11 protein-coding genes and 1 tRNA gene are annotated in these 12,529 nt (G+C 61.1%); all 12 read left to right on the top strand.

Going from position 1 to position 12,529, the window contains the following annotated elements; genetic code table 11:
- Nucleotides 1-2: 2 nt before the first annotated feature.
- Nucleotides 3-842 carry a dihydropteroate synthase gene (folP, locus tag DES49_RS06885; RefSeq protein ID WP_133735635.1) on the top strand — a complete coding sequence of 280 codons (840 nt, stop codon included), beginning with the start codon at nucleotides 3-5 and terminating at the stop codon, nucleotides 840-842.
- A complete protein-coding gene (gene glmM, locus DES49_RS06880; protein WP_133735634.1) occupies nucleotides 835-2,178 on the top strand; it encodes a phosphoglucosamine mutase in 1,344 nt (447 codons plus the stop codon). Before folP ends, glmM begins: the two co-directional genes overlap by 8 nt.
- A 63-nt stretch (nucleotides 2,179-2,241) precedes the next feature.
- Entirely contained in the window at nucleotides 2,242-3,000 is a 759-nt protein-coding gene (tpiA, locus tag DES49_RS06875) for a triose-phosphate isomerase (RefSeq protein WP_133735633.1), read from the top strand.
- A gap of 11 nt (nucleotides 3,001-3,011) precedes the next feature.
- On the top strand, nucleotides 3,012-3,437 hold the full coding sequence (gene secG, locus DES49_RS06870; RefSeq protein ID WP_133735632.1) for a preprotein translocase subunit SecG: 426 nt from the start codon (nucleotides 3,012-3,014) through the stop codon (nucleotides 3,435-3,437).
- A 64-nt stretch (nucleotides 3,438-3,501) separates the two neighbouring features.
- Nucleotides 3,502-3,586 (top strand) — tRNA-Leu (locus DES49_RS06865).
- 363 nt (nucleotides 3,587-3,949) lie between these two features.
- On the top strand, nucleotides 3,950-4,408 hold the full coding sequence (gene rimP / locus DES49_RS06860) for a ribosome maturation factor RimP (protein ID WP_133735631.1): 459 nt from the start codon (nucleotides 3,950-3,952) through the stop codon (nucleotides 4,406-4,408).
- 39 nt (nucleotides 4,409-4,447) lie between these two features.
- Nucleotides 4,448-5,947 (top strand): transcription termination factor NusA, encoded by a 1,500-nt coding sequence (gene nusA, locus DES49_RS06855; protein WP_133735630.1) that lies wholly within the window; start codon nucleotides 4,448-4,450, stop codon nucleotides 5,945-5,947.
- Nucleotides 5,948-5,966: 19 nt separating this feature from the next.
- A complete protein-coding gene (gene infB / locus DES49_RS06850) occupies nucleotides 5,967-8,555 on the top strand; it encodes a translation initiation factor IF-2 (RefSeq protein ID WP_133735629.1) in 2,589 nt (862 codons plus the stop codon).
- Between the two features lie 12 nt (nucleotides 8,556-8,567).
- Nucleotides 8,568-8,978: a 30S ribosome-binding factor RbfA gene (gene rbfA / locus DES49_RS06845; protein WP_133735628.1), complete on the top strand. Its 411-nt coding sequence runs from the start codon at nucleotides 8,568-8,570 to the stop codon at nucleotides 8,976-8,978.
- The gene (gene truB / locus DES49_RS06840) at nucleotides 8,975-9,895 is read left to right on the top strand and encodes a tRNA pseudouridine(55) synthase TruB (protein ID WP_133735627.1); all 921 of its coding nucleotides are present in this window, start codon (nucleotides 8,975-8,977) and stop codon (nucleotides 9,893-9,895) included. The genes rbfA and truB overlap by 4 nt, the downstream gene beginning before the upstream one ends.
- 76 nt (nucleotides 9,896-9,971) lie before the next feature.
- On the top strand, nucleotides 9,972-10,241 hold the full coding sequence (gene rpsO, locus DES49_RS06835) for a 30S ribosomal protein S15 (protein WP_133735626.1): 270 nt from the start codon (nucleotides 9,972-9,974) through the stop codon (nucleotides 10,239-10,241).
- A 75-nt stretch (nucleotides 10,242-10,316) separates the two neighbouring features.
- Nucleotides 10,317-12,440, top strand: coding sequence for a polyribonucleotide nucleotidyltransferase (gene pnp, locus DES49_RS06830; RefSeq protein WP_133735625.1), 2,124 nt, complete (start codon nucleotides 10,317-10,319; stop codon nucleotides 12,438-12,440).
- The last annotated feature ends 89 nt before the right edge of the window (nucleotides 12,441-12,529 follow it).

The raw sequence follows: 12,529 nt of genomic DNA, 5'->3' as shown, positions 1-12,529 counted from the left end.
CCATGAACCATTCGATCATTCCGGGGGCGCAATGGCCCGCTGTGATGGGCGTGCTCAATGTTACCCCCGACTCCTTTTCCGATGGTGGTCGTTTTGCGGACCGGGAAGCCGCGCTTCAGCAGGCGCGTACCATGGTGGAGGCAGGGGCGGATTGCCTGGATATCGGGGGTGAATCAACGCGTCCGGGGGCCGAACCGGTGCCGATCCAGGAAGAACTTGACCGTGTCTGCCCCGTCCTGGAAGCCATCCGGAGCGAGCTTGATATTCCCCTGTCCCTGGACACGAGCACCCCCGAGGTGATGCGGGAAGGTGCACGACTGGGCGCCACACTGATCAATGACGTGCGCTCACTGCGCCGTGAGGGCGCCGTGGAGGCCGCCCGTGACTCGGGGCTGCCCGTCTGCATCATGCACATGCAGGGTGAGCCGGCGACCATGCAGCAGCAACCCGAGTACGCTGACGATGTTGTGCTTGATGTGCTGGCCTTTCTCAGGAGCCGGACGCAGGAGCTTATCGAGGCGGGAATTGTCCGGGAGCGGATCATGCTTGATCCGGGATTTGGCTTTGGCAAGACGCTGGAGCACAACTTAACCCTGCTGGACCGGCTGGAAACAATAACCGCTGAGGGATTGCCGGTGCTGGTGGGGATGTCGCGCAAATCCATGCTGGGGAAGGTGACCGGGCGGGATCTGGCCCATCGAATGCCGGCAAGTGTCGCCGCCGCCACGGTGGCCATGATGAAAGGGGCAGCCGTGGTGCGTGCGCATGATGTTCCGGAGACAGTGGATGCGGCGCGACTGGTAAGTGCGCTTGATGGCAACAGGGAGCAGGAGTATGGGTGAACGGCAGTATTTCGGTACGGATGGCATTCGGGGCAGGGTTGGTGAGGCACCGATAACCCCCGACTTCATTCTCAAGCTTGGCTGGGCTGCCGGGCGGGCATTCCGGCGCGAGGGCCAGGCCAACACCATGCTGATCGGCAAGGATACGCGGCTTTCCGGCTACATGTTCGAGTCGGCCCTGGAGGCGGGGTTGTCGGCCGCCGGCATGGATGTTCGCCTGCTGGGGCCCATGCCGACGCCCGCGATCGCCTACCTGACCCGGACCTTCAGGGCCGCCGCTGGCATTGTGATCAGCGCCTCCCACAATCCCCATTACGACAACGGGATCAAGTTCTTCTCCGCCGACGGCACCAAGCTGGACGACGCCATGGAGAACCGTATCGAGCAGTGGATTGATCGGGACCTGGCGGTTGTGGAAGCCGCCGATCTTGGTAAGGCGGTCCGGGTGGACGATGCGCCGGGCCGCTATGTGGAGTTCTGCAAGAGTACGGTTCCCGCCCATTTCAGCCTTGAGGGGCTGCACATGGTGGTCGATTGCGCCCATGGTGCGACCTACCATGTTGCCCCCAGTGTGTTCCGGGAGCTCGGCGCTCGGGTGACGGTCATGGGCGCGCAGCCGGACGGTCTCAACATCAATGAAGAATGTGGCTCCACCTCCCCGGAAGCACTCCAGAAGCGGGTTGCGGAGACCGGCGCGGATCTGGGGGTGGCATTTGATGGTGACGGTGACCGCGTCATCATGGTGGATCACACGGGGCGGTTGATCGACGGCGACGAACTGCTCTATGTCATCGCGCGCCAGCGCTGGGACGCGGGCGGTCTCTCCGGTGGTGTGGTGGGCACCCTGATGACCAATCTGGGCGTTGAGCAGGCCCTGGATCGCCTCGGAGTCCCCTTTGCGCGCGCGAAGGTCGGTGACCGCTATGTCATGGAAGAGCTGGTACATCGGGGCTGGCTGATTGGCGGTGAAGGTTCCGGGCACATTGTCTGCCGGGACTGCACCTCAACCGGGGACGGCATTGTCTCCGCCCTGCAGGTGCTGGTGGCGATGCGTCAGCGGGAGCATTCGCTGGCGGAGCTTTGCCGGGGAGTCACCCGTCTGCCGCAGGAGACGGTGAACGTGCATGTGACCCAGCGTTTTGATCCAGACCAGGTACCCGGCATCCAGAAAGCGGTTGAACAGGCGGAAGAGCGCCTCGGTGCCGCCGGACGAATACTGTTGCGGGCTTCCGGCACCGAGCCGGTCGTTCGTGTCATGGCGGAAGGCGAAGATGCCGGGCTCATCGGGCGCATTGTCAACGAGCTTGCGGAGACCGTGCGCCGTGAGGCGCCCTGAGCTTCCTTGCGCCACGCTGACATCTTGGGTATAGTGCCGCCTCCCTGAAAAACGGGTTGGATTATGCGACGGCGGCTGATAGCAGCAAACTGGAAACTGAATGGCAGTGGCGCCTTCGCCACTGAATATGCCGATGCCATGGTGCCGGCACTGGAGGGGCTTGATCCGGCCGTTGAGGTTGCGATCATGCCACCTGCGATCCTGGTGCCGACGCTGCGTGACGCCCTCAACTGTGAGGGCGGTAGACGGGTTATGGTTGGCGTCCAGGATGTGTCAGCCTGGGAGACCGGCGCCTACACGGGTGAGATTGGTGCCCTTATGGCGGCGGATCAGCATTGCAGCTTCGCCATTGTCGGGCACTCCGAACGTCGCCAGTATTTCGGGGAAACCGATGAGCTGGTTAACAGCAAGATCCATCAGGCGCTGGCGGCCGGGCTCGACCCGATCCTGTGTGTAGGCGAGTCGCTGGAAGAGCGTGAAGCGGGGAATACCCTGAGCGTTGTCGGCCGCCAGATCGAACGGGGTCTGGATGGTGTTCCCGGGTCGGACTGGCGCCATGTGTGTGTTGCCTATGAGCCTGTCTGGGCCATTGGCACAGGCAAGAGTGCCTCCGCGCAGGAGGCGCAGACGGTTCACGCCCACATCCGCTCATTGCTGGCGGATTATGACAGGGGCGCGAGCGAGATACCGATTATCTACGGCGGCAGTGTGAAGCCGGAAACTGCCGAAGAATTGTTTGCACAACCGGACATTGATGGCGGCCTGATTGGTGGGGCTTCGCTGAGCGCTACGGACTTCGCCGCGATCTGTCGGGCAGCGTAAGAGACTGGACTATGAACTGGGTTGAATCCGCCATTCTGTTGGCACATGTGCTTATAGCGCTGGCGCTGGTTGTCCTCATACTACTGCAGAGGGGCAAGGGCGCGGACGCCGGGGCCGCCTTCGGGGGTGGCTCATCCCAGACGGTTTTCGGCAGCGCCGGCGGTGTGGGCTTCATGGTCAAGCTTACCGCCGTGCTGGCGGCACTGTTTTTTGTAACCAGCTTCTCCCTGGCCATGTATGCCAAGCAGCGTGCCGAGGTCGGAGCCCAGGCGGGCGTGCCGATGGTTGAAGAGCAGAGCGGCGCGCAGGAGCAGGCCTCGGGTGATGCAGCGCAGGGTGAAGAGGGCGCCACCAGTGAAGACAGTGAGGGTGGCGACGATCAGGCATCGGAGAGCGACGCCGATCAGGATGGTGAGGAATTGCCCGAGATTGAATAAACCCGCTTCAGGGTATTGGAAATCGGGCAGAGGGTTCGTTACTATACGTCCCGCAACGAGTTATGCCGAAGTGGTGGAAATGGTAGACACGCTAGCTTGAGGGGTTAGTGGCGCAAGCCGTGCCGGTTCAAGTCCGGCCTTCGGCACCATACGGGAAACGGCTTGGAAGAGGTGGTGCTGCTTCCCTCGATCAAGCCGTTTTTTTTGGTCATTCCTTGACCAGTTTTGGGGCGAGACTTATACTTTTCGCCCTGCTGGCAGGGCATTATGGCCAGTAAGGAGCTGCTCCGGGAAAATTGCCGGAGCGGTCCTGGCGGGGGTGAGTTCACCAGCCCGCGGATCCCGTTAGACGGGGTCCAGGTTGTGCGTATCGGGCACGACCGGCTTTTCGTTCTGTGGCCTCCCAAGGGAAGAGCCACGTCTTGAAAAGGGGCTGGAAGGGCCCTTTTTTTGTTTCTGAATCACGGCAAATTCGTGGTTCACTGAAGAATCTGGAAGCAGGCAGGGGCGAATTGTCCGCAAAGGTTAAGAAGCTGGAAACACTGTTGACCCCGGTTATAGAAGGGCTGGGGTTTGTCTGCTGGGGAATTGAGTATCTCCCCCAGGGCAATCACTCCGTGGTTCGTGTCTATATCGACCATGCCGACGGCATCACCGTCGATGACTGTGAGCAGGTGAGTCGTCAGGTGAGTGGCGTGCTGGACGTGGAAGACCCCATTGGTAACCGATATACACTGGAAGTTTCCTCGCCCGGCATGGACCGGCCCCTGTTTCACAGGGATCAGTACCGGGAATTCATCGGGTCGTTACTGAGTATCAAGCTTTCTGAACCGTTCGAGGGGCGTCGGAAATACAAGGGTATACTGCGGGCCGTGGAAGGCGACGACATCTGCCTCGTTGTGGATGAATACGAACTGCAGCTCCCGTTTGAAACCATTGAAAGCGCGCGCGTCGTCCCGGTTTTCGAATGAAGAGCAGAATCAGGCTTAAAGGAAAGGCAGGGCTGTTTAATGAATAAAGAAATCCTGATGGTTGTCGAGGCCGTTTCCAACGAAAAGGACGTCGATAAGGACGTTATTTTCGAAGCGATCGAACTGGCCCTGGCGGCTGCGGCCAAGAAGCGTTATGACGACGAGGACGCCGATCTTCGCGTGTCGGTGGACCGCAAGACCGGCGAATACGCCACCTACCGCCGCTGGCTCGTGGTTGACAACGACGCCGTGCCGGCGCTCGGAACGGAGTTGACGCTTCAGGAAGCGGAGCAGATCGATCCCTCCCTGCAGCCCGGCGATGTGCATGAGGAAGAGGTCGAGTCGGTCTCGTTCGGGCGCATCGGCGCCCAGGCCGCGAAGCAGATCATCTTCCAGAAGGTTCGCGAGGCTGAACGCGCCCGGGTTGTCGACAGCTATCGCGACCGGGTCGGTGAGCTGGTTTCCGGGTCTGTGAAAAAGGTAACCCGTGACAACGTCATTGTTGAGCTCAGTGGCAATGCCGAGGCATTGCTGCCCCGCGACCAGCTCATCGCCCGTGAAACCTTTCGCATGGGCGACCGGGTACGGGCGCTGCTGCTTGACATCCGCACCGACCATCGCGGCCAGCAGCTGATTCTGAGCCGGACCAGTCCGAAGATGCTGATCGAGCTGTTCCGTATTGAAGTGCCCGAGATCGCGGAAGAGCTGATTGAGATCAAGGGCGCCGCTCGTGACCCGGGTTCGCGCGCCAAGATTGCAGTCAAGACCAACGACGGTCGTATTGATCCTGTCGGGGCCTGCGTGGGGATGCGGGGCGCTCGTGTTCAGGCCGTATCCAACGAGCTGGGCGGTGAGCGCGTCGACATTGTCACCTTCGATGACAACCCGGCGCAGCTGGTGATTAACGCCATGGCGCCTGCCGAGGTGGTGTCGATTGTGATCGACGAGGACACCCACTCGATGGAGGTTGCCGTCGCCGAGGACAACCTGGCCCAGGCCATCGGGCGAGGTGGGCAGAACGTACGCCTTGCCAGTGAGCTGACGGGCTGGGAACTGAACGTGATGACCGAAAGCGAGGCTGAGGAAAAGCAGGAACAGGAAGCTCAGCGGCTGGTCAATCATTTCATCCGCTTCCTGGAGGCGGATGAGGAACTTGCCCAGGTTCTGGTGGAGGAAGGCTTCACCACCCTGGAGGAAATCGCCTATGTACCGCGGGATGAAATGCTCGCGATTGAAGGCTTTGACGAAGACCTGGTGGAAGAACTGCGTGAACGTGCCAGAAACGGCATGCTGAACGAAGCCCTGGCAAGCGACGTTGAGGGCGGCGAAAGCAGCAACGAGCCGCAGCAGGACCTGCTGGAGATGGATGGTATGGACCCCGAGCTGGCGGGAACGCTGGCGGGCAAGGGGATCTGCAGTATGGAAGACCTGGCGGAACAGTCGGTCGATGAGCTGCTCGACATTGAAGGCATGGATGAAGACCGTGCCGGTCAGCTGATCATGACAGCCCGCGCGCCATGGTTCGAAGACCAGGAATAATCGGGAGAGGAGGACCAGTATGGCGGAAGTCACTGTAAAGCAACTGGCCGAAGATGTGGGCGCTCCCGTTGATCGCTTGCTTCGTCAGTTTGAGGAAGCCGGGCTGAGCAAGCGGGCGGCAGATGATGTGGTTACCGATGAGGAAAAACAGACGCTTCTGGCGTTCCTCCGGCGCAACCAGAGTGGTGAAGGCGGCGGGCCGAGCAAGGTCACGCTCAAGCGCCGTACCACAACGCAGCTGAAGACCGGTGGTGGCGGTCGCGGCAAGACCGTGAATGTTGAGGTGCGCAAGAAACGTACCTATGTGAAACGCTCCGAGAATCAGCCTCAGGCCACGGAAGCCGAAGAAGCCCAGCAGCAGGAAGAAGCCCAGCAGGCTGAAGAGGCCGCGGCCAGCGAAACTACTGGCGCTGAAGCTGCCGCCGAGACGACTCAGGCTGAAGCAGCGGAAGAGGCCACGGTGACCGAGGCGACTGAAAGCGAAGCCGAAGCGTCCGCGAAAGCCGAGACGACTGAAGAGGCAGCCGAAGCGCCGGCCGAGACGGTCGAGGAAGCGCCGGCCCCACCGCCGCCTGAATCGACCAAGGAAGATAAGCGCAAACACGCCCGTAATAAGAAGAAAGGCAAGCCTGAACGGGATGACGACGAGGGCAAGCAGCGTGGCAAGGGCAAGGCGGCGCAGAAGCCTCCCAAGAAGCGTGTTGACGACGAGCTTGTCGAACTGGAAACAGAGGGTGACACGACCGAGGACACCAGTGCCGATGAAGAAGCGGCTGGTCCGCGGAAGCCGCTGCGTTCGCGTAAGAAGAAGCAACGCGAGAAGCGCCATGTGTTTGAGAAACCCACGAAACCCATGGTGCATGAAGTGGAAATACCCGAAACCATTACCGTCTCCGAGCTGGCGCAGCGCATGGCGGTCAAGTCCGGCCAGGTGATCAAGACCCTGATGGGGATGGGCGTCATGGCGACCATCAATCAGCCGCTGGATCAGGAAACGGCCGTGCTCGTTGTCGAGGAAATGGGACACAAGGCCCGGATGGTCCGCGAGGATGCCATCGAGGAAGAGGTCCTCAGCGACATCGAGTACGAGGGCGAGGCGAAGCACCGCGCCCCAGTCATCAGTGTCATGGGCCACGTCGACCACGGCAAGACCTCGCTGCTGGATTATATCCGCAAGACCAAGGTGGCCAGCGGCGAATCCGGGGGTATTACCCAGCACATCGGCGCCTATCACGTCGAGACCGGTCACGGCATGATCACCTTCCTGGATACCCCGGGCCACGCGGCCTTTACGGAAATGCGTGCCAGGGGTGCCAAGTCCACGGATATCGTCATCCTGGTGGTTGCCGCCGATGACGGCGTCATGCCCCAGACCCGGGAAGCGGTGGAGCACGCTCGTGCCGCCGGCGTCCCGCTGATCATTGCGGTCAACAAGATGGACAAGCCCGAGGCGGACCCGGACCGGGTCAAGAACGAGCTTGTGGCACTGGAAGTGGTTCCCGAGGAATGGGGTGGTGAGACCCAGTTCGTTCATGTTTCCGCCCAGACCGGTGAAGGCATTGATAACCTCCTTGAGGCGATCCTGCTCCAGGCTGAACTCCAGGAGCTCAGTGCCGTTGAGGAAGGGCCCGGCCAGGGCACGGTCATCGAGTCGCGGATGGAGAAAGGGCGCGGCTCCGTAGCCACGCTGCTGGTCCAGAACGGCACCCTGCACAAGGGCGACATCATCGTGGCCGGCATGTACTTTGGTCGTATCCGCGCGATGATCAACGAGCTCGGTAAGCAGGTGGACAGTGCCGGACCGTCGATCCCCGTGGAGATTCTGGGTCTGAATGGCACGCCCAACGCCGGTGATGATTTCGTGCGCGTGGCCGACGAGAAGAAGGCCAAGGAACTGGCCGAGTTCCGCCAGGAGAAGGAGCGTGAGCAGCGCCTGCATCGTCAGCAGGCGGCCAAGCTCGAGAACCTGTTCGAGAACATGGGCAAGGAAGAGGTCAAGAGCCTCAACGTGATCGTGAAAGCGGATGTGCAGGGGTCGCTTGAGGCGATTACAGGCGCGCTCCAGGAACTCGGCAACGAGGAAGTCGAGGTGCAGATCATCTCGGCGGGCGTTGGCGGCATCACTGAATCCGACATCAACCTGGCCATGACGAGCGAGTCGGTCGTGTTCGGCTTCAACGTCCGCGCAACACCGGCTGCCAAGAAGCTGGTTGAGCAGGAAGAGATCGACATGCGCTACTACAGCGTCATCTACAATCTGATTGATGACGTCAAGGGCGCGCTGACCGGTATGCTCAAGCCCGAGTATCGGGAAGAGATCCTGGGCATCGCCGAGGTCCGCGAGACGTTCCGTTCGCCCCGCTTCGGCCAGGTTGCCGGCTGTATGGTCACCGAAGGCCACGTCTACCGGAACAAGCCGATTCGGGTGCTGCGTGACAACGTGGTGATCTTCGAGGGCGAGCTTCAGTCCCTGCGGCGCTTCAAGGATGATGTTAACGAAGTCCGTAACGGCATGGAGTGTGGTATCGGCGTCAAGGGCTACGACGTGAAGGTCGGTGACCAGATCGAGGTCTTTGACCGGATTCGCGTGGAGCGCAAACTCAATTGATCGAGGGCGCCCATGCCACGTGAATTTACCCGCGCCGAGCGGATTGCCGACCAGATCCAGCGCGAGCTTGCGCAGCTGATCCAGCGCGAGGTCAAGGACCCGCGCCTGGGCATGGTGAATATCAGCGAGGTCCGCGTGACCCGGGATTTCGGCTATGCCGACATCTATATCACCCTGCTCAGCACGGAAGAACTGACCGAGGAGTCTCCCGAGGTGCAGCAGAGCCTGGAGGTTCTGCGGCGTGCCTCCGGGTTCCTTCGTGGCCACCTGGGACGCTCCATGCGCCTGCGTGTGGTGCCGGAGCTGCGGTTCCGGTTCGACCGGCTGGCCGGCCAGAGCCGCCATATGGAGTCGCTGATCCGTCAGGCGGTCGAGAGTGACCGTCAGAAGCATGACGATGAGGGCGATGGAGGCGAGGATTGAGTCGTCGGCGTCGCGGTGATGCAGTCGATGGCGTTCTCGTGGTGGACAAACCTGCCGGACAGACTTCCAACGGGGTCTTACAGCAGGTCCGCCACAAGTTGAACGCGGCCAGGGGCGGCCACACCGGAAGCCTGGACCCACTCGCCACGGGTGTTCTGCCGCTGTGTTTCGGGGAGGCGACCAAGTTTGCCCAGCAGGTGCTTGAGGCGGACAAGACCTATCTGACACGGGCCCGCCTTGGTGTGAGAACCACGACCAGCGACGCCGACGGCGAGCCGGTTCAGGAAAGGCCCGTGCCGGAAGGATTATCCCGAGCCGATGTTGAGGCGGTGCTTGAGCGCTTTCGGGGCGAACAGAAACAGACGCCCTCCATGTATTCGGCGCTCAAATATCAGGGGCGGCCGCTGTACGCCTATGCCCGTGAGGGGCGAACGGTGCCGCGCGAGGCCCGGCCGATCCATATCCGCGAACTCAGCCTGATTGAGCATGAGGGCGAGGACCTGGTGCTCAGGGTTCGGTGTACCAAGGGCACTTACATCCGCACCCTGGTGGATGATATTGGTGAGGCGCTGGGCTGCGGCGCGCATGTTGCCGAGTTGAGACGCGAAGCGGCGGGCCCCTTCACCCTGGGGGAAGCCGTGACGCCGGCCGAACTGGAAGAGCTGTCCCGTGATGAACTGCGACAGCGACTGGTGCCGGCGGATCGATTGCTGTCGGCCCTGTCCATGATCACCCTGGACGGCGTCCAGGCCGTATCGATTTCCAATGGGCAGGCTGTTACCATAGCGGCTTCCAGCGCCGAGTCGTCTGTGGAAAGCGGGCTCCTCAGGCTCTACGAAGGAGAGCGATTCCTGGGGCTTGGTGAACTGAATCAGGGCGTTGTCCGGCCCAGGCGGCTGATGCGCACTGAAAACTGAACGAATCAAAGCGGGCGGGCTGTAAATATGCGCGGTTCGACCCGGAATCCAAAGGCATATTGGGAGGAAGTAAACCATGGCACTGACTACTGCCGAAAAAGAGCAGATCGTTAAGGATTATCAGCGCGCTGAGGGCGATACCGGTTCGCCGGAAGTCCAGGTCGCTCTGCTGACCCACAACATTGTGAAACTGCAGGACCATTTCAAGGATAACAAACAGGACCACCACTCACGGCGGGGCCTGATCCGGATGGTCAATCAGCGCCGTAAGCTACTGGACTATCTCAAGCGCAAGAACGCGAATCGCTACCTTGAGCTGATTCGCCAGCTTGAACTCAGGCGCTAACGGTTTAAAAAAGAGTTGCGGCCAGACCTCCGGGTCTGGCCGGCTTCGTTTAAGAACGTCTGGAAAGGAGCAACTGTGAATCCAGTCAAGAAAACATTCGAGTTCGGAGGGTCCACCGTTACCCTCGAAACCGGCCGCATCGCACGCCAGGCCACCAGTGCCGTTCTGGTAACCATGGACGACACGTCCGTGCTGGTTACCGTGATGGCGGACAAGGAACCCAGCCCGATGCCGTTCTTCCCGCTGGCGGTCCATTACGTCGAGAAGACCTATGCGGTGGGTAAGATTCCGGGTGGCTTCCTGAAGCGGGAAGGCCCGCTGTCCGAAAAGGAAACCCTGACCTCGCGCCTGATCGACCGGCCCATCCGGCCGCTGTTCGCGGACGGTTTCAAGCATGAGACCCAGGTCATCTGTACGGTCATGTCCTCGAACAGGAACGTGGATCCGGATATTCCGGCAATGATCGGCGCTTCTGCGGCTCTGTCCATCTCCGGACTGCCGTTTGAGGGCCCGATCGGTGGCGCGCGCGTCGGCTTCTCCGACGAAGAAGGGTATTTCCTGAACCCGACCTACGAAAAGCTCGACACCAGCCGCCTCAACATGGTTGTTGCCGGCACCAAGGATGCCGTGCTCATGGTCGAGTCCGAGGCGGACCGCCTGACGGAAGACCAGATGCTGGGCGCCGTGCTCTTTGCCCATGATCAGATGCAGACGGCGATCAAGGCGATCAACGAGTTTGCCGAGGAGGTTCAGCCGACTTCCTGGAACTGGCAGCCCGAACCCGAGAAGACCGAGCTGAAGACTCAGATTAAAGATCAGTTCGGGGCTGAGATCGAGGCGGCCTATCAGGTCAAGGACAAGCTTGAGCGTCAGGACAAGCTGGGTGAGCTGAAAACCCGTGTGGTTGAAGCACTGGCTTCCACCGAGGAAGGCGGTGAGCCGACCGAGGGTGACGTCAAGGAATACTTTGGCAAGGTCGAGAAGGAAATCGTACGCGGCCGCATCCTGCGCAATGAGCCGCGGATTGACGGGCGTGACAACCGCACCGTGCGTCCCATCGACGTTGAGGTGGGGCTGCTGCCCAACGCCCATGGCTCGGCGCTCTTTACCCGTGGCGAGACCCAGGCGATTGTTTCCACGACCCTGGGTACGGCCCGGGACGCCAAGCTCATCGATTCGCTGCGCGGTGAGAGCAAGGATCCCTTCCTGTTCCATTACAACTTCCCGTCCTATTCCGTGGGCGAGACCGGCCGCATGGGCCCTCCGGGGCGCCGTGAGATCGGTCACGGTCGGCTGGCGCGTCGTGGTGTGCAGGCGGTCATGCCCAAGCACGATGACTTCCCGTACACCATCCGCTGCGTTTCCGAGATTACCGAGTCCAATGGCTCCAGCTCCATGGCATCGGTATGCGGCAGCAGCCTGGCGCTGATGGACGCTGGTGTTCCCGTAAAGTCACCGGTGGCTGGCATTGCCATGGGCCTGGTCAAGGACGGGGATGATTTCGCGGTCCTGACCGATATTCTTGGCGATGAGGACCACCTGGGCGACATGGACTTCAAGGTTGCCGGTACCCCGGACGCGGTTACCGCGCTGCAGATGGACATCAAGATTGCCGGCATCACCGAGCAGATCATGGAAATGGCCCTGCAGCAGGCCAATGAAGCACGGCAGCATATCCTGGGCGAAATGGCCAAGGTCATCGCCGAGGCACGTCCGGAAGTGGCGGACAATGCGCCAACGATGCACACCATGCACATTGACTCCCAGAAGATCCGTGACGTCATCGGCAAGGGCGGCGCCACCATCCGCCAGCTCAGCGAAGACACGGGTGCTTCCATCGATATCGAGGATGACGGCACCATCAAGATCTACGCGGAGAACTCCGAGCAGGTCGAGAAAGCCACCTTCCGTATCATGGAGCTTACCGCGGACGTGGAAGTCGGCCGGGTCTACCGAGGTCGGGTCGAGCGGATCGTCGAGTTTGGTGCTTTCGTGAACCTGCTGCCGGGCAAGGATGGCCTTGTCCATATCAGCCAGATTGCGGATCGCCGAATCGAGACGGTTCGTGAAGAGCTTACCGAGGGCCAGGAAGTGCTGGTCAAGGTGCTCGATGTGGACCAGCGCGGTCGCGTGAAGCTGAGTATGAAGGAAGTCCAGGGCGACGAAGAGCCCGTCGATTTCCGCCTGCCGGGCGAATAACGCCCACAAAAAAGCCGCCCCAACTGGGGCGGCTAAAGGGCTCTACTCAGATGACAGGATTCTGAGGATCGGATGCGCCGCAACCGATA

Origin of the sequence: Halospina denitrificans (assembly GCF_004364635.1) — a bacterium.
Classification (GTDB): domain Bacteria; phylum Pseudomonadota; class Gammaproteobacteria; order Pseudomonadales; family Oleiphilaceae; genus Halospina; species Halospina denitrificans.
Note: the sequence above shows the minus strand (reverse complement) of the source record. Positions and strands in the feature narration are given on the sequence as shown.